This window comes from Pseudomonas sp. RIT623 (genome assembly GCF_004519305.1).
In the GTDB taxonomy this organism is placed as follows: domain Bacteria; phylum Pseudomonadota; class Gammaproteobacteria; order Pseudomonadales; family Pseudomonadaceae; genus Aquipseudomonas.
Map to the genome: position 1 here is coordinate 169,452 of NZ_SOZA01000007.1, position 22,280 is coordinate 191,731.

Below are 22,280 nucleotides of genomic sequence, written 5' to 3' on the forward strand. Positions count from 1 at the left end.
TAGCGGACATGAAAACCCTCGCCCCCAGCTACCTCAAGCACCAGTTCCTGATCGCCATGCCGCACATGGCCGACCCGAACTTTGCCCAGACCCTCACCTACATCGTCGAGCACAACGCCAACGGCGCCATGGGCCTGGTGGTCAACCGCCCGCAGGAGCTGAACCTGGCCGACATCCTTGAGCAGTTGCGCCCGGACGATGAGCCGCCTGCCAGCACCCTGCACATCCCGATCTACCAGGGCGGCCCGGTGCAGACCGACCGCGGCTTCGTGCTCCACAGCAACGACCGCAGCTACCAGGCCACGGTCGAGCTGGAGGACCTGTCGCTGTCCACCTCCCAGGACGTGCTGTTCGCCATCGCCGCCGGCGAAGGTCCGCGCAAGAGCCTGATCACCCTGGGCTACGCGGGCTGGGAAGCCGGCCAGCTGGAGGCAGAGCTTGCCGACAACGCCTGGCTCAACTGCCCGTTCGACCCCGAGATCATCTTCGGCATGGCCAGCGACATGCGCCTGGACGCCGCCGCCGCCAGCCTGGGGATAAACCTCAGCCTGCTGACCAGCCAGGCGGGCCACGCCTGATGGCCGAACTGCGCTTGCTGCTTGGCTTCGACTACGGCACCCGGCAGATCGGCGTGGCCGTCGGCCAGGTCATCACCGGCCAGGCCCGTGAACTGTGCACGCTCAGGGCGCAGAACGGCGTGCCGGACTGGAACCAGGTCGAGAAGCTGATCAAGGAATGGAAACCCGACGCCATCGTCGTCGGCCTGCCGCTGAACATGGACGGCACGCCCAGCGAGATGAGCGAACGCGCCGAAAAGTTCGCCCGTCGCCTGCACGGCCGCTACAACCTGCCCGTACACACCCACGACGAACGGCTCACCACCTTCGAAGCCAAGGGCGAGCAGATGGCCCGCGGCGGCCGACACGGCAGCTACCGCGACAACCCGGTCGACGCCATTGCCGCGGCCCTGCTGCTGCAAGGCTGGCTGGAGGCCAACACTTAAATCCGCTTTGCCGCCGGCGGCCTGCCGGCGCCCGCCTTCCCGAGGAGCACGCAATGAGCCTACCCAATCCCGCCGAGCTGATCCGGCAGATGGCCGTCGACCTTCGCGCCCACCTGGCCCGCCGCGCCATCGCCGAGCCACGCTTCATCGGCATCCGCACCGGCGGCGTGTGGGTGGCCCAGGCCCTGCAGGCCGAACTCGGCGAGCAGAGCCCGCTGGGCACCCTGGACGTGTCCTTCTACCGCGACGACTTCAGCCAGAACGGCCTGCACCCGCAGGTGCGCCCATCAGAGCTGCCGTTCGAGATCGAAGGCCAGCACCTGGTGCTGGTGGACGACGTATTGATGAGCGGTCGCACCATCCGCGCCGCCCTCAACGAATTGTTCGACTATGGCCGCCCCGCCAGCGTGACACTGGTGTGCCTGCTCGACCTGGATGCCGGCGAACTACCGATTCGCCCCAACGTGCTGGGCGCCACCCTGTCCCTGGCGGCCCATGAACGGGTAAAATTGACCGGACCCACGCCGCTCGCCCTCGAGCGCCAGGACCTCGCTTTTGCACCAGCCCTTTAAGAGTCCCCCGCGATGACGCCATTCGACGCCAAGCGCCCGCTGCAGCTCAATGATCAGGGCCAGCTACGCCATTTTCTCTCGCTCGACGGTTTGCCCCGCGAACTGCTCACCGAGATCCTCGACACCGCCGACTCGTTCCTCGAAGTCGGCGCCCGAGCCGTGAAGAAAGTCCCGCTGCTACGCGGCAAGACCGTGTGCAACGTGTTCTTCGAGAACTCCACCCGTACCCGCACCACCTTCGAGCTGGCCGCCCAGCGCCTGTCGGCGGACGTGATCAGCCTGAACGTGTCGACCTCCTCGACCAGCAAGGGCGAGACCCTGTTCGACACCTTGCGCAACCTCGAGGCCATGGCCGCCGACATGTTCGTCGTGCGCCATTCCGACTCCGGTGCCGCACATTTCATCGCCGAGCACGTATGCCCGGACGTGGCCGTGATCAACGGCGGTGACGGCCGCCACGCCCACCCGACCCAGGGCATGCTCGACATGCTCACCATTCGTCGGCACAAGGGCAGCTTCGAGAACCTGTCGGTGGCCATCGTCGGCGATATCCTGCACTCGCGCGTGGCCCGCTCCGACATGCTCGCGCTCAAGGCCCTCGGCTGCCCGGACATCCGCGTGATTGGCCCGAAGACGCTGATCCCGGTGGGCATCGAGCAATACGGCGTGAAGGTCTACACCGACCTCGCCGAAGGCCTGAAAGATGTCGACGTGGTGATCATGCTGCGCCTGCAGCGCGAACGCATGGCCGGCGGCCTGCTGCCCAGCGAGGGCGAGTTCTACCGCCTGTTCGGCCTGACCACCGCGCGCCTGGCCGGGGCCAAGCCTGACGCCATCGTCATGCACCCGGGGCCGATCAACCGTGGCGTCGAGATCGAGTCGGCAGTGGCCGACGGCAAGCATTCGGTGATCCTCAACCAGGTCACCTACGGCATCGCCGTGCGCATGGCCGTGCTGTCCATGGCCATGAGCGGGCAGAACGCGCAACGTCAATTCGAGCAGGAGAACGCCCAGTGACCATCAGCATCATCGGCGCCCGGGTCATCGATCCTGCCAGCGGCCTGGACCAGGTCACCGACCTGCACCTGGACGGCGGGCGCATTGCCGCCATCGGCGCCGCCCCGAGCGGTTTCAGCGCCAGCCGCGTGATCCAGGCCGACGGCCTGGTGGCCGCCCCGGGCCTGGTCGACCTCGGCGTGTCGCTGCGCGAACCGGGCTACAGCCGCAAGGGCAGCATCGCCAGCGAGACCCGCGCCGCGGTCGCCGGCGGCGTCACCAGCCTGTGCTGCCCGCCGCAGACCAAGCCGGTGCTGGATACCTCGGCGGTGGCCGAGCTGATCCTCGACCGCGCGCGCGAAGCGTCCAACAGCAAGGTCTACCCGATCGGCGCCCTGACCAAGGGCCTGGACGGCGAGCAACTGGCCGAGCTGGTGGCCCTGCGCGACACCGGCTGCGTGGCCTTCGGCAACGGCCTCAAGGAAATCCCCAACCACCGGACCCTGGCCCGTGCGCTGGAATACGCGGCCACCTTCGACCTGACCGTGGTGTTCCACTCCCAAGACCGCGACCTGGCCCAGGGCGGTCTGGCCCACGAAGGCCCGATGGCCAGCTTCCTGGGCCTGCCCGGCATCCCCGAGACCGCAGAGACCGTGGCCTTGGCCCGCAACCTGCTGCTGGTCGAGCAGACCGGGGTGCGTGCCCACTTCACCCAGATCACCAGCGCCCGTGGTGCCCGGCTGATCGCCCAGGCCCAGCAACTGGGGTTGCCGGTGACCGCCGACGTGGCGCTGTACCAGCTGATCCTCACCGACGAAGCCCTGCGTGACTTCTCCAGCCTCTACCACGTGCAGCCACCGCTGCGCACCGCCGCCGACCGCGACGGCCTGCGCGAGGCGGTGAAGTCGGGGGTGATCCAGGCCATCTCCAGCCACCACCAGCCCCACGAGCGCGATGCCAAGCTGGCGCCGTTCGGTGCCACCGAGCCAGGCATCAGCAGTGTCGAGCTGCTGTTGCCGCTGGCCATGACCCTGGTGGAGGACGGCCTGCTCGACCTGCCGACGCTGCTGGCACGTTTGAGCAGCGGCCCGGCGGCGGCCATGCGCCTGCCGGCGGGTGAGCTGAAGGTGGGCGGTGCGGCGGACCTGGTGCTGTTCGATCCCAAGGCCTCGACCGTGGCCGGCGAGCAGTGGTTATCGCGCGGCGAGAACTGCCCGTTCATCGGCCACTGCCTGCCGGGCGCGGTGCGTTATACCTTGGTCGATGGGCACGTCTGCCACGAGGCCTGACAAAGCTCGCAACCTGCTCTTGTAGGAGCGGCCTTGTGTCGCGAAAGGGCTGCGTAGCGGCCCCCGGATCTCGGCATCATGCGGAAATCGCCGGGGCCGCTCTGCGGCCCTTTCGCGACACAAGGCCGCTCCTACAGTGACCGCCTCCAGCCCAGACGGGCAGCAACCATTCATCCACTGTGGTTGAAATCCTTCCCCCCTCCCCCCATATGAGTCTGCATCAGGCATTTTCGCCCCGCTGCGTGGAGACTCTCCCTTGACTACCATCGTTTCTGTCCGCCGTAACGGCAAAGTCGTCATGGGCGGCGACGGCCAGGTTTCCCTCGGCAACACCGTGATGAAAGGCAACGCCAAGAAAGTCCGGCGCCTGTACAACGGCCAGGTCATCGCTGGCTTCGCCGGTGCCACCGCCGACGCCTTCACCCTGTTCGAGCGCTTCGAAGCCCAGCTGCAGAAACACTCCGGGCACCTGGTGCGCGCCGCCGTCGAGCTGGCCAAGGAATGGCGTACCGACCGTTCCCTGAGCCGCCTGGAAGCGATGCTGGCGGTGGCCAACAAGGACGCGTCCCTGATCATCACCGGCAACGGCGACGTGGTCGAGCCCGAGGATGGCCTGATCGCCATGGGCTCCGGTGGTGCCTACGCCCAGGCCGCGGCCCGCGCCCTGCTGAACAAGACCGACCTCTCAGCCCGCGAAATCGCCGAGACTGCCCTGAACATCGCCGGCGACATCTGCGTGTTCACCAACCACAACCTGACCATCGAGGAGCAGGACCTGGCCGAGTGATCAGCTGTTCTGGCGCCCCATCCCGGTGATGGGGCCTTCCCACGCTGAATCACTCTGCTCGAGGACCATTTTCATCATGTCCATGACCCCCCGCGAGATCGTCCACGAACTCAACCGTCACATCATCGGCCAGGACGACGCCAAGCGCGCCGTGGCCATCGCCCTGCGCAACCGCTGGCGGCGCATGCAGCTGCCGGCCGAGCTGCGCGCCGAGGTGACCCCGAAGAACATCCTGATGATCGGCCCCACCGGGGTCGGCAAGACCGAAATCGCCCGGCGCCTGGCCAAGCTGGCCAACGCACCGTTCATCAAGGTCGAAGCGACCAAGTTCACCGAAGTCGGCTATGTCGGCCGTGATGTCGAATCGATCATCCGCGACCTGGCCGATGCCGCGCTGAAGATGCTACGCGAGCAGGAGATCGTGCGCGTGCGCCACCGCGCCGAGGACGCCGCCGAAGACCGCATCCTCGACGTCCTGCTGCCGCAGGCGCGGGTCAGCAGCTTCAGCGAGGAAGCCCAGCAGTCGAGCAGCGACTCCAACACCCGCCAGCTGTTCCGCAAGCGCCTGCGCGAAGGCCAGCTGGACGACAAGGAAATCGAGATCGAAGTCGCCGATGCCGTGGGCGTCGAGATCGCCGCGCCGCCCGGCATGGAAGAAATGACCAACCAGCTGCAGAGCCTGTTCGCCAACATGGGCAAGGGCAAGCGCAAGGCGCGCAAGCTGAAGGTCAAGGATGCCCTGAAGATGGTCCGCGACGAAGAAGCCAGCCGCCTGGTCAACGACGAAGACCTCAAGGCCAAGGCCCTGGAAGCGGTCGAGCAGCACGGCATCGTGTTCATCGACGAGATCGACAAGGTGGCCAAGCGTGGCAACGTCGGCGGCGCCGATGTATCCCGTGAAGGCGTGCAACGCGACCTGCTGCCGCTGATCGAAGGCTGCACCGTCAATACCAAGCTGGGCATGGTCAAGACCGACCATATCCTGTTCATCGCTTCCGGCGCGTTCCACCTGAGCAAGCCGAGCGACCTGGTGCCCGAGCTGCAGGGTCGCCTGCCGATCCGTGTCGAGCTCAAGGCCCTGACCCCGGAAGACTTCGAGCGCATCCTCAAGGAGCCGCACGCCTCGCTGACCGAACAGTACCGCGAGCTGCTCAAGACCGAGGGCCTGCACATCGAGTTCGCCGACGAGGGCCTCAAGCGCCTGGCCGAGATCGCCTACCAGGTCAACGAGAAAACCGAGAACATCGGTGCCCGCCGCCTGCACACCCTGCTCGAGCGCCTGCTCGAGGAGGTGTCGTTCAGCGCCGGTGACCTGGCCAGCGCCCACGAAGAGACGCCGATCAACATCGACGCGGCGTACGTGAACAGCCACCTCGGTGAGCTGGCGCAGAACGAAGACCTGTCGCGCTACATCCTGTAAGACCGCAGAGGGCCGCTTTGCGGCCCTTTCGCGACACAAGGCCGCTCCTACAGAGGATCGCGTTTCCCTGTAGGAGCAGCCCCCTTGCACAATGCCTGGAATCACTCGAAGCTTGCAGCTTGACGCTCAAGAGAGATAACCCATGGCCCGCCTGCCCACCGCCATCAACCTGCACAAAGCCTCCAAGACCCTCACCCTCACCTACGCCCCCGGCGAGGTCTACCACCTGCCTGCCGAATTCCTGCGCGTGCATTCCCCCTCTGCCGAGGTCCAGGGCCACGGCAACCCGATCCTGCAGTTCGGCAAGATCAACGTCGGCCTCAACGGCCTGGAACCGGCCGGTCAGTACGCACTGAAACTGACCTTCGACGATGGCCATGACTCAGGATTGTTCACCTGGGAGTACCTCGAGCAACTGTGCCTGCGCCAGCAACAGCTGTGGGACGAATATCTCGATGAACTGCACAAGGCCGGGAAGTCCCGCGACCCGTCCGAATCCGTGGTTAAACTGATGCTCTAGCGCAAGGCCACCAGGCTTTAGAGCGCATTTTCTAATCTCATCTGCTTGAATGCCTAAATGGCAGCCAATGACTGGCTGTCTTGCGCATTACACGAAAGTCGGGTAACCAATGGGGCTGGCAAGTTCCCTGCATTGTGTTTCACGCAGGCAGGGCCAGGCCGGTATGTACAGGTCGCGAGCGAAAGCAGGTTGTCTTCATACGCACCAACCCCCGCAGCTCATCACCGCCACGCATCCGGTCGCAGCACCGCTGTTCCTTATCACTGGTCACCCGAGTAGCAGTACCGGGCTGTCACAGCACGCCGGTACTCGTCTCAGGACAACGGAGCGTCGTAGATGAGTAACAAGAACAACGATGAGTTGCAGCGGCAGGCCTCGGAAAACACCCTGGGGCTCAATCCGGTCATCGGCATTCGCCGCAAGGACCTGCTGACCTCGGCGCGCACGGTGCTGCGCCAGGCCGTTCGCCAGCCGTTGCACAGCGCCCGCCACATGGCGCATTTCGGCCTGGAACTGAAAAACGTGCTGCTGGGCAAGTCGGCCCTGCAACCGGAGGGCGACGACCGTCGCTTCAGCGACCCGGCCTGGAGCCAGAACCCCCTGTATCGCCGCTACCTGCAAACCTACCTGGCCTGGCGCAAGGAGCTCAACGACTGGATCGGCAGCAGCGACCTGTCGCCGCAGGACATCAGCCGCGGCCAGTTCGTCATCAACCTGCTGACCGAGGCCATGGCGCCCACCAACACCTTGTCCAACCCGGCGGCGATCAAGCGCTTCTTCGAAACCGGCGGCAAGAGCCTGCTCGATGGCCTGTCCCACCTGGCCAAGGACATGGTCAACAATGGCGGCATGCCCAGCCAGGTCAACATGGAAGCCTTCGAGGTGGGCAAGAACCTGGGCACCAGCGAAGGCGCGGTGGTGTACCGCAACGATGTGCTGGAGCTGATCCAGTACAAGCCCATCACCGAGCAGGTGCACAGCCGCCCGCTGCTGGTGGTGCCGCCGCAAATCAACAAGTTCTACGTCTTCGACCTGAGTCCGGAGAAGAGCCTGGCGCGCTTCTGCCTGCGCTCGCAGCAGCAGACCTTCATCATCAGTTGGCGCAACCCGACCAAGGCCCAGCGCGAGTGGGGCCTGTCCACCTACATCGACGCCCTCAAGGAAGCGGTCGACGCGGTGTTGGCGATCACCGGCAGCAAGGACCTGAACATGCTCGGCGCCTGCTCCGGCGGCATCACCTGCACCGCGCTGGTGGGCCATTACGCCGCGCTGGGCGAGAAAAAGGTCAATGCCCTGACCCTGCTGGTCAGCGTGCTCGATACCACGGTCGACACCCAGGTGGCGCTGTTCGTCGACGAGCAGACCCTCGAGGCGGCCAAGCGCCACTCCTACCAGGCCGGGGTGCTCGAAGGCAGCGACATGGCCAAGGTGTTCGCCTGGATGCGCCCCAACGACCTGATCTGGAACTACTGGGTCAACAACTACCTGCTGGGCAACGAACCGCCGGTGTTCGACATCCTGTTCTGGAACAACGACACCACCCGCCTGCCGGCCGCCTTCCACGGCGACCTGATCGAGATGTTCAAGAACAACCCGCTGACCCGCTCCGATGCCCTGGAAGTCTGTGGCACCGCCATCGACCTGAAGAAAGTCGAGTGCGACATCTACAGCGTGGCCGGCACCGCCGACCACATCACGCCCTGGCAGTCGTGCTACCGCTCGGCGCACCTGTTCGGTGGCAAGATCGAGTTCGTGCTGTCCAACAGCGGGCATATCCAGAGCATCCTCAACCCACCGGGCAACCCCAAGGCGCGCTTCATGACCGGCGAGGACCGCCCTGACGACCCGCTGTCCTGGCAGGAGAACGCGGTCAAGCACGCCGACTCCTGGTGGCTGCACTGGCAAACCTGGCTGGGCGAGCGCGCTGGCGAGCTGAAAAAAGCGCCGGCACGGCTGGGCAATCGCGCCTATGGCGCAGGCGAAGCCGCACCCGGTACCTACGTCCACGAACGTTGAGCTGAACCGCCGCGCAGCCTACCGGCCTCGCGCGGCGCTACTTTCACCCCAGAGTCACGCGCATGCCGGAACCGTACATTTTCAGGACCGTCGAGCTGGACCAGCAGTCCATCCGTACCGCGGTCCGCCCGGGCAAGCCACACCTGACGCCGCTGCTGATCTTCAACGGCATCGGCGCCAACCTTGAACTGGTGTTCCCGTTCATCGAGGCCCTGGACCCGGACCTGGAGGTCATCGCCTTCGACGTGCCCGGGGTCGGTGGCTCGTCCACCCCGCGCCACCCCTACCGCTTTCCTGGCCTGGCCAAACTGACCGCGCGCATGCTCGACTACCTGGACTACGGCCAGGTCAATGTCATCGGCGTATCCTGGGGCGGCGCCCTGGCCCAGCAGTTCGCCCACGACTACCCCGAGCGCTGCAAGAAGCTGGTGCTGGCCGCCACCGCCGCCGGCGCTGTGATGGTGCCGGGCAAACCCAAGGTGCTGTGGATGATGGCCAGCCCCCGACGCTATATCCAGCCTTCCCACGTGATCCGCATCGCCCCGCTGATCTACGGTGGAGGCTTTCGCCGCGACCCGGACCTGGCCATGCACCATGCCTCGAAGGTGCGCTCCGGCGGCAAGCTGGGCTACTACTGGCAGCTGTTCGCAGGCCTGGGCTGGACCAGCATCCATTGGCTGCACAAGATCCACCAGCCAACCCTGGTGCTGGCCGGCGACGACGACCCGCTGATCCCGCTGATCAACATGCGCCTGCTGGCCTGGCGAATTCCCAATGCCCAGCTACACATAATCGACGACGGCCACCTGTTCCTGATCACCCGAGCCGAGGCCGTCGCCCCGATCATCATGAAATTCCTCCAGCAGGAGCGCCAACGCGCGGTCATGCACCCACGACCCGCTGCGCGCACCTGAGGAGCTGGCGTGGGAGCGGGCTTGCCCCGCGATCGGCCGGATTGCTAAACGATGGAGTGTTGGCATGAAAGACAAACCGGTGCCCGCCACCAGCATGAACGTGCAGAACGCCATCACCGGCCTGCGTGGTCGTGACCTGATCTCGACCTTGCGCCAGGTCGGCCGGATCGGCCTGCGCAACCCGCTGCACACCGCGCATCACCTGCTGAGCCTGGGCGGCCAGTTGGGCCGGGTGCTGATCGGCGACTCTTCGCTGCAGCCACACCCGCGGGACGCTCGCTTCAGCGACCCGACCTGGCAGCACAACCCGCTCTACCGCCGTGGCCTGCAAGCCTACCTGGCCTGGCAGCGGCAGACCCGCCAGTGGATCGAGGAAAGCAGCCTGGGCGACGACGACCGCGCCCGCGCGCAGTTTCTGTTCAACCTGGTCAGCGATGCCGTGTCGCCGAGCAACTCGCTGCTCAACCCGCTGGCGATCAAGGAGCTGTTCAACAGCGGCGGGCAGAGCCTGCTGCGCGGCGCCAGCCACCTGCTCGACGACTTGCGCCACAACGATGGCCTGCCGCGCCAGGTGGACGAGCGCGCCTTCGAGGTCGGCGGCAACCTGGCCGCCACCCCCGGCGCGGTAGTGTTTCGCAACGAGCTGCTGGAGCTGATCCAGTACAAACCCATGAGCGAGAAGCAATATGCCCGCCCGCTGCTGGTGGTGCCGCCGCAGATCAACAAGTTCTATATCTTCGACCTGGGCTCGACCAACAGCTTTGTCCAATACATGCTCAAGCAGGGCTTGCAGGTGTTCATGGTCAGCTGGCGCAACCCCGACCCGCGCCACCGCGAATGGGGGCTGTCGAGCTATGTACAGGCCCTGGAAGAGGCGCTCAACGCCTGCCGCAGCATCAGCGGCAGCCGCGATCCCAACCTGATGGGCGCCTGCGCTGGTGGCTTGACCATGGCCGCGCTGCAAGGCCACCTGCAGGCGAAAAAACAACTGCGCAAGGTGCGCAGCGCCACCTACCTGGTGAGCCTGCTCGACAGCCAGTTCGACAGCCCCGCCAGCCTGTTCGCCGACGAGCAGACCATCGAGGCGGCCAAGCGCCGCTCCTACCAGCGTGGCGTGCTGGACGGCGGCGAGGTGGCGCGGATCTTCGCCTGGATGCGGCCCAACGACCTGATCTGGAACTACTGGGTCAACAACTACCTGATGGGCAAGACCCCGCCGGCCTTCGACATCCTCTACTGGAACGCCGACAACACCCGCCTGCCGGCGGCCTTGCACGGCGACCTGCTGGACTTCTTCAAGCTCAACCCGCTGACCTTCCCTGCCGGGCTGGAGGTGTGCGGCACGCCGATCGACCTCAAGCAGGTCGCCCTGGACAGCTTCACCGTTGCCGGTAGCAACGACCACATAACCCCGTGGGACGCGGTGTACCGCTCGGCACTGCTGCTGGGCGGCGAACGGCGCTTCATCCTGGCCAACAGCGGGCATATCCAGAGCATCATCAACCCGCCCGGCAACCCCAAGGCCTACTATCTGCACAACCCCAAGCTTTCCAGCGACCCGCGCGCCTGGTTCCACGACGCCGAGCGGCGCGACGGCAGTTGGTGGCCGCTGTGGCTGGACTGGATCAGCCAGCGCTCCGGCACGCTCAAGGCGCCGCGCCCCGAATTGGGCAACGCCACCTATCCACCGCTGGGCCCCGCGCCAGGCACCTACGTACTGGCCCGCTGACCGGATGAAGACCCGCGACCGAATCCTCGAATGTGCCTTGCAACTGTTCAACCGCCAAGGCGAGCCAAATGTTTCGACCCTGGAGATCGCCAATGAACTGGGCATAAGCCCCGGCAACCTGTATTACCACTTTCACGGCAAGGAGCCGCTGGTGATAGGCCTGTTCGAGCGCTTCGAGGAGCAGCTGATGCCGCTGCTCGATCCGCCGCTGGACGTGCGCCTGGACGCCGAGGACTACTGGCTGTTCCTGCACCTGATCGTCGAGCGCATGGCGCAGTACCGCTTCCTGTTCCAGGACCTATCCAACCTCACCGGGCGCCTGCCCAAGCTGGCCCGGGGCATGCGCAGCCTGATCAACGCGCTCAAGCGCACCCTCGCCGCGCTGTTGGCCAGCCTCAAGAGCCAGGGCCAGGTGACCAGCGAAACCCAGGCGCTGGGGCAGTTGGTGGAACAGATCACCCTAACCTTGATGTGCTCGCTGGATTACCAGCGGGTGCTGGGCCGCGAGGGTGACGTGGGGGTGGTGGTGTACCAGGTGATGATGCTGGTGGCGCCACACCTGCACGCCCCGGCGCGCAAGGCTGCGGAGCAACTGGCGATGCGCTACCTGGAGGCGTAGCAAGCGGCCTTCGCGGCGCCTGGTTCGCCAGCAAGGCTGGCTCCTACGGGCAGGCAGGTCGCAGATGCGTAGGAGCCGGCTTGCCGACGAACACCGGCATAGTCGGTGCCATCCACCGCAGCGTCTGGTTCGCCAGCACGGCTGGCTCCTACAAGCCGGCGCGCCAGCTCAGCCGCTGCCCATCACCGCGGCGCGATGCGATGCGATGCGGGCATCACAGGCTGAACCGGCCCACCATCCCGCGTAATTGCTGCCCCAGCTGCTCCAACTCGCCACTCGACACCGCGGTCTGCTCACTGGCCACGCTGGTTCGATCGGACACATCGCGCACATTGATCACGCTGCGGTTGATCTGCTCGGCCACCACGCTCTGTTGCTCGCTGGCCGTCGCGATCTGCTGGTTCATGCCCTGGATGGTCGACACCGTCGCGGTGATCTGCCCCAGCGCGTCGCCGGCTTTGCGGCTGAGCTCGACGCTCTTGCTGGTGAGGTCCTTGCTGTTGTCGAGCAAGCGGGTCACTTCGTCAGTACCGCGATGCAGGTTGTCGATCAGTTGCTCGATTTCCTCGGTCGACTGCTGCGTACGCTGGGCCAGCCCGCGCACCTCGTCGGCGACCACGGCGAACCCCCGCCCGGCCTCACCGGCCCGCGCCGCCTCGATGGCGGCGTTGAGCGCCAGCAAGTTGGTCTGTTCCGATACCGACTTGATCACATCGAGAATCGAGCCGATCCGCTGGCTCTCGCCCGACAGGTGGCCCATGGCCTCGAGACAGTGGTCCATCTGCCCGGCCAGTTGCTCGATGCGTGAGATTGCCTCGGCCACCACCTGGTCACCCAACTGTGCCTGGCTATCGGCGGTGGTCGCGGCCATCGACGCCTGCTCGGCATTTTGCGCCACCTCCTGCACCGTGGCGCTCATCTGGTTCATCGCCGTGGCCACCTGGTCGGTTTCTTCACGCTGCTGGTTGATCCGCTCGCGGGTGTCGACGCTGGAAGTCGCCAGCTCCGCGGCGGCCCGGGACAGGTGGCCAACGCCCTGGTCGATGCCGCCGAGCAGATCGCGCAGGCTCAGGGTCATTTCCCGCATGCTGGCCTGCAATTGGCCCATCTCATCGCGGCGTTCGACCGTCTCCACCTTGCTGAGGTCGCCCCGGGCAATGCGCGCAGCCTGTGCCAGCACCTGGTGCAGCGGGCCGGTGATCTGACGGGTGATGACCCAACCGGCAATCACGCCCACCAGCAATGCCAATACCGCAACGCCGGTCAGTAGCGAGCGGTCGGCCACGGCCTCGCTATCGCGTTGCTTGATCTTGCGATCGCCCAGCTGCAGGCTGGCAGCGCGCAATTGCTCGCCCATCTTCTCCATGTCGTCCTGCAGCCGCTCCACCTCCAGCGCGACCGTGCGATAGCGTTGCAGACTGGTGCGATAACGGCCAAGTTCGGTGCCGGGACGTTGGGTCAACTGCGTCGATAACTCCAGCGGCGCGACACCGCGCAACAACTGTTCGAGACTGGTGTCCGCCGCTTCCAGCGCGGCATCGCCTACCTTGGCGAAGCTTTCACGTGGGCCGAAGGAGTAAGCCGGCACCTTGCTCTGCTGGCTAGCCGTTTCGACATGGCGGCTCAGGGTGTCCATCAACCCCAGGACGCTACCCTGCTGGCCATCGCCAGGCATTTTCAACAGCGCCTGGGTTTGCAGGTCGTCGACGACCTTCTGCAGGGTCTCGAGTTGCTCCAGCATTGCCGTGCGCAGGCCCTCGCGGCTGTCGACGGCGCGCTGCAGGGCGCTGAAGTCGTCCTGCAGCCGCTGCAACAGCTCGATCATCTGGTCCAGCAACTGGCGTGACTCGTCGACATTGCTGCGTTGATGCAACGTGCTCAGGCGGCTTTGCATCTGGTCGAGCACGCTGCTGATACGGGCCTTGCTGTTGTTGTCGTTGAGCACGCGAAAGGTGATGCGCTCAGCCCGCAGGTCCTTGGTCAGATCGTTGATCGCACCGATCTCGCTGAGCTGTACCGAGCGGCTGATGGAGCCATCCAGCGCGCGCCAACCACTGATGGTAGTGGCCAGGGTGAGCAGTAGCACCACGGCGAAGCCCAGGGCGAGCTTGTGCCTGACGCCGAGGTTGCCGAGTTTGCGGTCGAGATAAGTGAACATGGCGGGTCTCCGTCCAGTTGAGAGAAGGCCATAGCGGCACTTTGCCGCTATGGTCATCGCTCATCGACAGAGAAGCTGCCGGACGGGGCCTGCAATTCGGGTAGGAAGAGTCGTTGCGGGCTGAAGGAAAATTCCTGCGGCCCGCAACGGCGCGGTTTACAGACGGAAGCGCCCGACCAGGCCTTGCAGGTGGGTGCCCAGGCGCGCGAGCTCGACGCTGGAGCTGGCGGTCTCCTCGCTGGCCGCCGAGGTCTGGTCGGAGATATCGCGCACGTTCATCACGCTGCGGTTGATCTCCTCGGCCACCGCGCTCTGCTGCTCGGCGGCAGTGGCGATCTGTTGGTTCATCGCCTGGATCGACGACACGGTGTGGGTGATGGTGGCCAACGAACCACCGGCGCGACGGGTCAGTTCGACGCTGCTGTCGGTCAACGCGCGACTGCTGTCCATGACGTTGGCCACCCGCTCGGTGCCGCTCTGCAGACCGGCGATCAGTTCCTCGATCTCCTCGGTGGACTGCTGGGTGCGCTGGGCCAGGCTACGCACCTCGTCGGCGACCACGGCGAAGCCGCGCCCGGCCTCGCCGGCCCGGGCCGCCTCGATGGCGGCGTTGAGTGCCAACAGGTTGGTCTGCTGGGCCACCGCCTTGATCACGTCGAGCACACTGCCGATCTTGTCGCTTTCGGCCTTGAGCTGATTCATCGCCTCGCTGGAGTTCACCACTTCGCTTGCCAGGCGCTCGATCTGGGCGATGGCCTGGCCGACCACCTTGTCGCCCTCACGGGCCTGCTGGTCAGCCGCCAACGCCGCCTCCGAGGCTTGCTCGGCATTGCGCGCCACTTCCTGCACGGTGGCGGCCATCTCGTTCATGGCGGTGGCCACCTGGTCGGTCTCGACCTTCTGGTTGTTGACCCCGGCGCTGGTCTGTTCGGTCACCGCCGACAGCTCCTCGGCCGCGCTGGCGATCTGCGTGACGCCGTCACCGATGCCACCGATCAGCTCGCGCAGGCTCTGGGTCATGCGTTGCATGCTCGCTTGCAACTGACCCAGTTCGTCGCGGCGCTCGGCCTTGAGGTCCTGGCGCAAGTCACCGCCGGCCACCCGCTCGGCGGCGGCGAGGGTCTGGCGCAACGGCACGATGATCTGCCGGGTGATAGCGAAGGCGGCCAGCACGCCGAGCAGCAGGGCCAGGGCGGTGGCACCGGCGAGCAGGGTCTTGGCTTGCTGGGTACCCTGGTCGCGAACCTGGGTCTGCGAGGCGCTCATTTGCAGGCTGGTGTCCAGCAGCACGGTGCCCTGCGCAGCCATATGCGCAAGCGCCTGTTCACTGGCAGCCTGCGCGTTACCCACCTGCAACACGGCATCACGGTACGCGGCCAAGGCACTGGCGGCGTCGTCGAGGCCGGCGGCGTACTCGGCGGGTAGCTTGGTTGGCAACGCCTTGAGCACCGCCAGCGCCTGGTCGATGGCCTGCAGCGCGGTCTGCTGGAACTCGGCCTTGCCACTGTAGGTGTATCCGCGCACCTGGAAGCGCGCCTGCTGCAACTGCGTGCTGACTTCCACGGCGGGCTGGTACTGGCTGATATCGCCGGCCTGCAGCAGGCGCTGCTGGACCTCGCCGATCAGCTCGGCGGCCTGGTCGGCGCTGTCGCCCAGCACCTGGCGGCTGGCACTGCGCCGCTGGTCGGCCTGCTTGAGGTCGTTGAACGCCTGCTGGTACTGGCGCACGGCATCGCGCTGCTGCTCCAGGCGCTGGCGGTCGGCTGGCAGTTCGATCTGGCCGAGCATGGACTGCACCTGACGCTCGAGGTTGGCCAGGGCCTTCTCCAGCTCGGTGACGCCGGCCTGGTCGCGGTTACGCTCATAGTGCTGGCGGGCGATGCGCAGGTCCTGGGTGTACTGGTGGATCACCGATATATTGCCGAGCTTGTCGCCACGGCTGGTTACGCTGTCCAGGCCCAGCCAGCCGGTGAAGGTGATGGCAAGGGTCAGCAGCAGGACCAGGCCGAAACCTATCCCCAGCTTGCGGTTGACGCTCATATTTCCCAGAGACTGGGCGAACCAACGGTACATAGACGACTCCCCGACGCGTGGCAGTGCGGATTATTGTTTTCTTGCACAGGCCATCGGCGCGCGTCGGGGAAACTTGATGAGAAAAAGCTGACCTGCTTGTCAGAAAATTCGCGAAAGCAAGGCAGTCACAGCCGTTTCTACTCGCAGGATCCGGTCGCCTAGCTGTACCGGCGCCAGCCCGGCCTTGCCCAGCAGGTCGATTTCATAGGGAATCCAGCCGCCTTCCGGGCCAATCGCCAGGGTCACCGCTTGCTCAACAGCGCGCGGACAGGCGGGATAAGGCCCGGGGTGGCCGACCAGGCCAAGGGTGCCGGCGGCGATCGCGGGCAGGCGGTCTTCGACGAACGGCTTGAAGCGCTTCTCGATGATCACCTCAGGCAGCACCGTGTCACGCGCCTGCTCAAGGCCGAGGATCAGGTTTTCGCGGATGCTCTCGGGGTTGAGGAACGGCGTCTGCCAGAAGCTCTTTTCCACTTTGTAGCTGTTGACCAGGATCAGCCGCGGCACGCCCAGGGTGGCGACCGTCTGAAACAGCCGGCGCAACATCTTCGGCCGTGGCACGGCCAACACCAAGGTCAGTGGCAACTTGGCCGGAGGGGGCTGGTCGAAAGCCACCTGCAATTCGGCTTCATGGCCTGCAAGGCGCACCACCTCGGCCTTGCCCATGAGCCCGCCAATACGCCCCACGCGCAGGCTGTCACCCACCGCCACGCGGTGGATTTCCTGCATGTGGGTGAAACGGCGATCGGCCAGGATGACGCGGTCGGCCGACACGAAGTCGGCCTCTTCGAGGAGCAACAGGTTCACGATTGGGTCGCTGGCGGCTGGTCGTTATGGTCGTTACCGGCTTCTTCGCGCGCATGGCTGCGTTTGCGGATTAGGCTGCCACACAGCACGCCGACCTCGAACAGCATCCACATCGGCACGGCCAGCAGGGTCTGGGAGAAGATATCCGGTGGGGTGAGGATCATGCCGACCACAAAGCAACCGATGATCACGTACGGGCGGATCTTTTTCAGGTACTGCACATCGACCACGCCGATCCACACCAACAGCACCACCGCCACCGGGATCTCGAAAGCGACCCCGAAGGCGAAGAACAAGGTCATGACGAAGTCCAGGTAACTGGCGATATCGGTCATCATCGACACGCCTTCAGGGGTGGCGCTGGCGAAGAAACCGAAGATCAGCGGGAACACCAGGAAGTAGGCGAAGGCCATGCCGGCATAGAACAGGAAGATGCTCGACACCAGCAACGGGATGGCGATGCGCTTTTCGTGGCGGTACAGGCCCGGCGCGATGAAGCCCCAGATCTGCTGCAGGATGAACGGAATCGCCAGGAACAGCGAAACGATCATGGTCAACTTGAACGGTGTCAGGAACGGCGAGGCCACGTCGGTGGCGATCATCGTCGCATTGGCCGGCAAGTGCGCGCGCAGCGGCGCCGAGACCAGGGTGTAGATCTGCTGGGCGAAGGAGAACAGCCCAGCGAAGATCAGGAAGATGGCGGCGACGCAACGCAGCAGGCGGGTGCGCAGTTCGGTCAGGTGCGAGACCAGCGGCATTGGCTGGTCATGTTCCGGATTCTCGCTCATGGGGCTCGCGGCGGTGGTGACGGTTCGGAGGATGGCGTTGCGCTTGGCTGCGTGGGCGCAGACTCGGCGGCAGGTGTGGCGGGCGTCTCGGTGCTGGCCGGGGGCTGAGCGGGCGCCAGAGGGTTGAGGATGCGCTTGGCCTCCTGCTCCATCTGCAGGATGTGCTCGTTATGCAGCTGGCGGCGGATGTCGTCGGCACCGATCTCGCGCTCGACCTCCATCTTGATCGCGTTGAAGCTGCGCTTGAGGCGGCCGATCCACAGCCCGGCGGTGCGCGCGGCCCCCGGCAGGCGCTCGGGGCCGAGCACCAGCAGGGCGACCAGGCCGACCAGCAGCAGCTCGCTGAAACTGATGCCGAACATGGCTCAGTCTTTCCGCTGCGGCTCTTGGACCGGCTGGGCCTGGCCCTCGATGGTCTGGCCCTGAGCCTGTTGCGCGGTGTTCTGCACCGGCGGCACTGGCTGGGCTGGCGGCGGGGTCTGCTCGGCCGGCTTGGTTTCTTCTTCGTTCATGGCCTTGCGAAAGCCCTTGATCGACTCGCCCAGGTCGCTGCCGAAGTTCTTCAGCTTCTTGGTGCCGAACACCAGTACCACGACGACCAGCAGGACGATCCAGTGTTTCCAGTCAAAAATGCCCATTTCGTACTCCTGAAAAATATGTGTCGGTCTATCGGGCCCTGGGGGCTGCTGTGCAGCCCATCGCGGCACGGCCCCTGTAGGAAGCGGCCTTGCGCCGCGAAAGGGGCGCAACGCGCCCCTCTGCAATCATTCAGGCAGACGGCTGCCGCGCCGCCTTCTCGTCATGCCCGGAAAGCCCGAAGCGGCGCTCCAGCTCATCGAGCACCGCCTGCGGATGCTGGCCCAGCGCGCTGAGCATGACCAGGCTATGAAACCACAGGTCCGCGGTTTCATAGATGACATCGCGGTAATCCTGGCTGGCGGCGGCATCCTTGGCGGCGATGATGGTCTCGATGGACTCTTCGCCGAGCTTCTCGAGGATCTTGTTCAGACCCTTGTGATAGAGACTGGCCACGTAGCTGCTGTCTGGCGCCGCGTGTTTGCGTTCCTCGAGCACCTCGGCGAGGCGATTTAGCGTGTCGCTCATGTTCAGTGCCCTGCGCTGTAGATGGCGTGCGGATCCTTCAGGACCGGATCGACGGTTTTCCACTGGCCGTCCTCGAAGACCCGGTAGAAGCAGCTTTCACGGCCGGTATGGCAGGCGATATGGCCCAGTTGCTCGACCATCAGGATGATCACGTCGGCGTCGCAGTCCAGGCGCATTTCGTGCAGTTTCTGCACATGGCCGGACTCCTCGCCCTTGCGCCATAGCTTACCCCGCGAGCGCGACCAGTAGATGGCGCGATGCTCGGCGGCGGTCAGGGCCAGGGATTCACGGTTCATCCAGGCCATCATCAGCACGCGCCCGGTCTTGTGGTCCTGGGCGATGGCCGGTACCAGGCCCTCGCTGTTCCACTTGATCTCGTCCAGCCAGTCTTTCATCGTCGACTCCAAACGGGCCCGCTCCCGTACCGGGCCCCTGTGCGCTAGTGTGCCAGCCAGCCGCGCGGCTGGCTATCGGCGCACGATCAGGTAAAGGCCGGCAGCCAGCATCAACCAGGCGGGCCAGGCGGCCGGGGCGCTGAGGCTGGCGGCACCGGCGGCCAGGGTCGCGCCACCACCAAGCAGGCCGGCGCCGAGCAGGCGTAGCGCCCAGTTGTCACCGGCGCGGCGGCGCTCGGGCAGTTGCGGGTCGTGCAGGTGCGGCTGCGACAGGCGCTCGAGCAGGTCGCGGGTCATGTCGGCCAGGTGCGGCAGTTGCTCGGCCTGGCTGTACAGGTTGCCGATCACCGCCTTGGGGCTCATGCGCTCGCGCATCCAGCGCTCCAGGAACGGCTTGGCGGTGCTCCACAGGTCCAGGTCGGGGTACAACTGACGACCGAGGCCCTCGATGTTGAGCAGGGTCTTTTGCAGTAGCACCAGCTGCGGCTGGACTTCCATGTTGAAGCGCCGCGCGGTCTGGAACAGGCGCATCAGCACCTGGCCAAAGGAAATATCCTTGAGCGGTTTCTCGAAGATCGGCTCGCACACGGTGCGGATCGCCGCCTCGAACTCGTTGACCTTGGTCTGTGCCGGTACCCAGCCAGAATCGATGTGCAACTGGGCGACACGGCGATAGTCACGCTTGAAGAAGGCGATCAGGTTGCGCGCCAGGTAGTCCTGGTCCTCGGCCGTCAGGCTACCGACGATGCCGCAGTCGATGGCGATGTACTGCGGGCTCCACGGCTTGACCGTGCTGACGAAGATGTTGCCCGGATGCATGTCGGCGTGGAAGAAACTGTCGCGGAAGACCTGGGTGAAGAACACCTCGACGCCACGCTCGGCGAGCATCTTCATGTCGGTGCGCTGGTCGGCCAAGGTGGCCATGTCGGTGACCGGCACGCCATAGATACGCTCCATCACCAGCACCTTGGGCCGGCAGAAGTCCCAGTACACCTGAGGCACGTACATCAGCTCGGAGCCTTCGAAGTTGCGCCGCAGCTGGCTGGCGTTGGCCGCCTCGCGCAGCAGGTCAAGCTCGTCGTAGATGGTCTTCTCGTAATCGCCGACGATTTCCACCGGGTGCAGGCGGCGGGCGTCGGCCGAGGCGCGCTCGGCGGCCTTGGCGATCAGGAACAGCCAGGCCAGGTCCTGGGCGATCACTGGCTTCAGGCCGGGGCGCACCACCTTGACCACCACCTCTTCACCGCTCTTGAGCCGCGCGGCGTGCACCTGGGCCACCGAGGCCGAGGCCAGCGGCTCGACATCGAAGCGGCTGAACACTTCGCCGACCTTGGCGCCGAGTTGCTCCTCGATCAGCGCCACGGCCCGTTGTGGGTCGAACGGCGGCACGCGGTCCTGCAGCAGCATCAGCTCGTCGGCGATGTCGGTGGGCAGCAGGTCACGGCGGGTAGAGAGCAACTGGCCGAACTTGATGAAGATCGGCCCCAGGTCCTGCAAGGCCAGGCGCAGCCGAGCGCCACGGCTGAGTGCGGAGGGCTTGCGCGGCAACCAGCGCCAGGGCATCAGCAGGCGCAGGCTGGCCAGCCACCAGGGCAGCAGGGGTTGTTCGAACAGCAAGTCATCGAGGCGGTAGCGGATCACGACGCGCTGGATGCGCAACAGACGGCGGACGGCGAGCAGCTTCATGCGTTATCGCTGGTATCAGGAGAATGGGCGGCGAGGCGGCGCAGGCGCGCCTCGAGGCGTTCGATGTCGATCTTGAGGGCGTCGAGCTCGCTGAAGGCGGCTTCGGCCTCGCGCTTGCCGACCAGGGTACGGGATTCTTCGGCCAGGTACTCGGAGAGGTTCTGGCTGAAGCGGCTCAAGCCCTGCCGGGTCCAGCGCGTGCGCAGGCGCACGTGGCCGGCGATCAACGCGGTGGCCACCGGGCCTAGCCAGCGCGACAGCTCGTACTCCCAGTCCAGCTCGAGATCCTGCAGCACGCCGACCAGGTCGAGCAGCACGGCACTGTCGCCATGCAACGCCACCTGGGGGCTGTGCAGCACCGCGGTCTTGTCCTGTGCCAGGGCCAACTGCGCCAGGCGCCCGGCGGGGGCGCGCAGGGTGCAGTCGACCTCGCCCTCCCAATGGGCGGCGAGCATCAGGCCCTCGTCGTCGGGCAGCACGAACAGCTTGAGCGCTGGCTGCACACAGTCGATCTCGATGACCTTGCCTTCCAGCGCGGCCAGGCGCGGCATCGCGGTGCTGTCCATGCGCAGCACACGGTTGAGCCCGTGCTCGACGCTGGCAAGCAGGCCGGCGAGCAGCATCAGGGCTTGATTCCCCGGTGCACGGCGACGATGCCGCTGGTCATGTTGTGGTAGCTGACGCGGTCGAAACCGGCCTCGACCATCATGCTCTTGAGCGTTTCCTGATCGGGGTGCATGCGGATCGATTCGGCCAGGTAGCGGTAGCTTTCCGAGTCGTTGGTGATCAGCTTGCCGGCCAGCGGCATGAAGGCGAACGAGTAGGCGTCGTAGGCCTTGGACATCAGCTTGTTGGTCGGTTTGGAGAACTCCAGGATCAACAGCCGGCCGCCGGGCTTGAGCACGCGCAGCATCGAGCGGATGGCCGCGTCCTTGTGCGTCACGTTGCGCAGGCCGAAGGCGATGGTCACGCAGTCGAAGTGATTGTCCGGGAACGGCAGCTTCTCGGCGTCGGCCTGGACGAACTCGATGTTGCCGGACACGCCGCGGTCGAGCAGGCGGTCACGGCCGACCTTGAGCATCGACTCGTTGATGTCGGCGAGCACCACTTGTCCGCTCGGGCCTACGAGACGCGAGAACTTGGCCGCCAGGTCTCCGGTACCGCCGGCGATGTCCAGCACGCGGTTGCCGCTGCGCACACCGGACAGTTCGATGGTGAAGCGCTTCCACAGGCGGTGCATGCCGCCGGAGAGCACGTCGTTCATCAGGTCGTATTTGGCGGCCACCGAGTGGAAGACCTCGGCGACTTTCTTCGCCTTCTGGCTTTCCGGCACGTCCTGGTAACCAAAGTGGGTGGTGGGTTCGGCGTGGTCGCCTTTGCGCTGGTCGGTCATTTCGCTTCACC

23 protein-coding genes and 2 pseudogenes are annotated in these 22,280 nt (G+C 65.7%); 12 read left to right on the forward strand and 13 right to left on the reverse strand.

What is annotated here, in order from left to right; all coding sequences use genetic code 11:
* Nucleotides 1-8: 8 nt before the first annotated feature.
* The 12 genes from E3U47_RS07665 to E3U47_RS07720 all read left to right on the forward strand — a co-directional run bounded on the left by E3U47_RS07665 (nt 9) and on the right by E3U47_RS07720 (nt 11,865).
* The gene (locus E3U47_RS07665) at nt 9-578 is read left to right on the forward strand and encodes a YqgE/AlgH family protein (RefSeq protein WP_134690435.1); all 570 of its coding nucleotides are present in this window, start codon (nt 9-11) and stop codon (nt 576-578) included.
* The gene (ruvX, locus tag E3U47_RS07670) at nt 578-1,003 is read left to right on the forward strand and encodes a Holliday junction resolvase RuvX (RefSeq protein WP_134690437.1); all 426 of its coding nucleotides are present in this window, start codon (nt 578-580) and stop codon (nt 1,001-1,003) included. Before E3U47_RS07665 ends, ruvX begins: the two co-directional genes overlap by 1 nt.
* Nucleotides 1,004-1,056: 53 nt before the next feature.
* The gene (gene pyrR, locus E3U47_RS07675) at nt 1,057-1,575 is read left to right on the forward strand and encodes a bifunctional pyr operon transcriptional regulator/uracil phosphoribosyltransferase PyrR (protein ID WP_134690439.1); all 519 of its coding nucleotides are present in this window, start codon (nt 1,057-1,059) and stop codon (nt 1,573-1,575) included.
* Between the two features lie 12 nt (nt 1,576-1,587).
* Nucleotides 1,588-2,592, forward strand: coding sequence for an aspartate carbamoyltransferase catalytic subunit (locus E3U47_RS07680; RefSeq protein ID WP_134690441.1), 1,005 nt, complete (start codon nt 1,588-1,590; stop codon nt 2,590-2,592).
* Nucleotides 2,589-3,860: a dihydroorotase gene (locus E3U47_RS07685; protein ID WP_134690443.1), complete on the forward strand. Its 1,272-nt coding sequence runs from the start codon at nt 2,589-2,591 to the stop codon at nt 3,858-3,860. Before E3U47_RS07680 ends, E3U47_RS07685 begins: the two co-directional genes overlap by 4 nt.
* A 256-nt stretch (nt 3,861-4,116) precedes the next feature.
* Nucleotides 4,117-4,647: an ATP-dependent protease subunit HslV gene (hslV, locus tag E3U47_RS07690; RefSeq protein WP_134690445.1), complete on the forward strand. Its 531-nt coding sequence runs from the start codon at nt 4,117-4,119 to the stop codon at nt 4,645-4,647.
* A 76-nt stretch (nt 4,648-4,723) separates the two neighbouring features.
* Nucleotides 4,724-6,067: an ATP-dependent protease ATPase subunit HslU gene (hslU, locus tag E3U47_RS07695; RefSeq protein WP_134690447.1), complete on the forward strand. Its 1,344-nt coding sequence runs from the start codon at nt 4,724-4,726 to the stop codon at nt 6,065-6,067.
* A gap of 142 nt (nt 6,068-6,209) precedes the next feature.
* Nucleotides 6,210-6,587, forward strand: coding sequence for a gamma-butyrobetaine hydroxylase-like domain-containing protein (locus E3U47_RS07700; RefSeq protein ID WP_134690448.1), 378 nt, complete (start codon nt 6,210-6,212; stop codon nt 6,585-6,587).
* 336 nt (nt 6,588-6,923) lie between these two features.
* Nucleotides 6,924-8,603 (forward strand): class II poly(R)-hydroxyalkanoic acid synthase, encoded by a 1,680-nt coding sequence (gene phaC, locus E3U47_RS07705; RefSeq protein WP_134690450.1) that lies wholly within the window; start codon nt 6,924-6,926, stop codon nt 8,601-8,603.
* A gap of 62 nt (nt 8,604-8,665) precedes the next feature.
* Entirely contained in the window at nt 8,666-9,517 is an 852-nt protein-coding gene (gene phaZ / locus E3U47_RS07710; RefSeq protein WP_134690452.1) for a poly(3-hydroxyalkanoate) depolymerase, read from the forward strand.
* Nucleotides 9,518-9,581: 64 nt separating this feature from the next.
* Nucleotides 9,582-11,246 (forward strand): class II poly(R)-hydroxyalkanoic acid synthase, encoded by a 1,665-nt coding sequence (gene phaC, locus E3U47_RS07715; RefSeq protein ID WP_134690454.1) that lies wholly within the window; start codon nt 9,582-9,584, stop codon nt 11,244-11,246.
* A 4-nt stretch (nt 11,247-11,250) separates the two neighbouring features.
* On the forward strand, nt 11,251-11,865 hold the full coding sequence (locus E3U47_RS07720; RefSeq protein WP_134690456.1) for a TetR/AcrR family transcriptional regulator: 615 nt from the start codon (nt 11,251-11,253) through the stop codon (nt 11,863-11,865).
* A 214-nt stretch (nt 11,866-12,079) separates the two neighbouring features.
* Here E3U47_RS07720 and E3U47_RS25460 read toward each other — a convergent pair whose 3' ends face one another.
* The 13 genes and pseudogenes from E3U47_RS25460 to ubiE form a co-directional block, all read right to left on the reverse strand.
* A complete protein-coding gene (locus tag E3U47_RS25460) occupies nt 12,080-12,952 on the reverse strand; it encodes a methyl-accepting chemotaxis protein (RefSeq protein WP_372239491.1) in 873 nt (290 codons plus the stop codon).
* A pseudogene (locus E3U47_RS25465) lies at nt 12,935-14,080 on the reverse strand (methyl-accepting chemotaxis protein); the annotation flags it as partial. The pseudogene E3U47_RS25465 and the gene E3U47_RS25460, both read right to left, overlap by 18 nt.
* A 99-nt stretch (nt 14,081-14,179) precedes the next feature.
* Nucleotides 14,180-15,052 carry a methyl-accepting chemotaxis protein gene (locus tag E3U47_RS25470; RefSeq protein ID WP_372239492.1) on the reverse strand — a complete coding sequence of 291 codons (873 nt, stop codon included), beginning with the start codon at nt 15,050-15,052 and terminating at the stop codon, nt 14,180-14,182.
* A pseudogene (locus E3U47_RS25475) lies at nt 15,035-16,096 on the reverse strand (methyl-accepting chemotaxis protein); the annotation flags it as partial. The pseudogene E3U47_RS25475 and the gene E3U47_RS25470, both read right to left, overlap by 18 nt.
* 99 nt (nt 16,097-16,195) lie before the next feature.
* Complete coding sequence (locus tag E3U47_RS07735) at nt 16,196-16,903, reverse strand: 16S rRNA (uracil(1498)-N(3))-methyltransferase (protein WP_134690462.1); 708 nt, start codon at nt 16,901-16,903, stop codon at nt 16,196-16,198.
* A complete protein-coding gene (gene tatC / locus E3U47_RS07740) occupies nt 16,900-17,691 on the reverse strand; it encodes a twin-arginine translocase subunit TatC (RefSeq protein ID WP_134690464.1) in 792 nt (263 codons plus the stop codon). The genes E3U47_RS07735 and tatC overlap by 4 nt, the downstream gene beginning before the upstream one ends.
* Nucleotides 17,688-18,053, reverse strand: a complete 366-nt coding sequence (gene tatB, locus E3U47_RS07745) for a Sec-independent protein translocase protein TatB (protein ID WP_134690466.1) — start codon at nt 18,051-18,053, stop codon at nt 17,688-17,690. The genes tatC and tatB overlap by 4 nt, the downstream gene beginning before the upstream one ends.
* Before the next feature lie 3 nt (nt 18,054-18,056).
* Nucleotides 18,057-18,329: a twin-arginine translocase TatA/TatE family subunit gene (locus E3U47_RS07750; RefSeq protein WP_110994127.1), complete on the reverse strand. Its 273-nt coding sequence runs from the start codon at nt 18,327-18,329 to the stop codon at nt 18,057-18,059.
* A gap of 130 nt (nt 18,330-18,459) precedes the next feature.
* Nucleotides 18,460-18,795 carry a phosphoribosyl-ATP diphosphatase gene (locus E3U47_RS07755; RefSeq protein ID WP_134690468.1) on the reverse strand — a complete coding sequence of 112 codons (336 nt, stop codon included), beginning with the start codon at nt 18,793-18,795 and terminating at the stop codon, nt 18,460-18,462.
* 2 nt (nt 18,796-18,797) lie between these two features.
* A complete protein-coding gene (hisI, locus tag E3U47_RS07760) occupies nt 18,798-19,190 on the reverse strand; it encodes a phosphoribosyl-AMP cyclohydrolase (protein WP_134690470.1) in 393 nt (130 codons plus the stop codon).
* Nucleotides 19,191-19,262: 72 nt separating this feature from the next.
* Nucleotides 19,263-20,876, reverse strand: a complete 1,614-nt coding sequence (ubiB, locus tag E3U47_RS07765) for a ubiquinone biosynthesis regulatory protein kinase UbiB (protein ID WP_134690472.1) — start codon at nt 20,874-20,876, stop codon at nt 19,263-19,265.
* On the reverse strand, nt 20,873-21,499 hold the full coding sequence (locus E3U47_RS07770) for an SCP2 domain-containing protein (RefSeq protein WP_134690474.1): 627 nt from the start codon (nt 21,497-21,499) through the stop codon (nt 20,873-20,875). The genes ubiB and E3U47_RS07770 overlap by 4 nt, the downstream gene beginning before the upstream one ends.
* Nucleotides 21,499-22,269 (reverse strand): bifunctional demethylmenaquinone methyltransferase/2-methoxy-6-polyprenyl-1,4-benzoquinol methylase UbiE, encoded by a 771-nt coding sequence (gene ubiE / locus E3U47_RS07775; RefSeq protein ID WP_134690476.1) that lies wholly within the window; start codon nt 22,267-22,269, stop codon nt 21,499-21,501. The genes E3U47_RS07770 and ubiE overlap by 1 nt, the downstream gene beginning before the upstream one ends.
* Nucleotides 22,270-22,280: the final 11 nt, after the last annotated feature.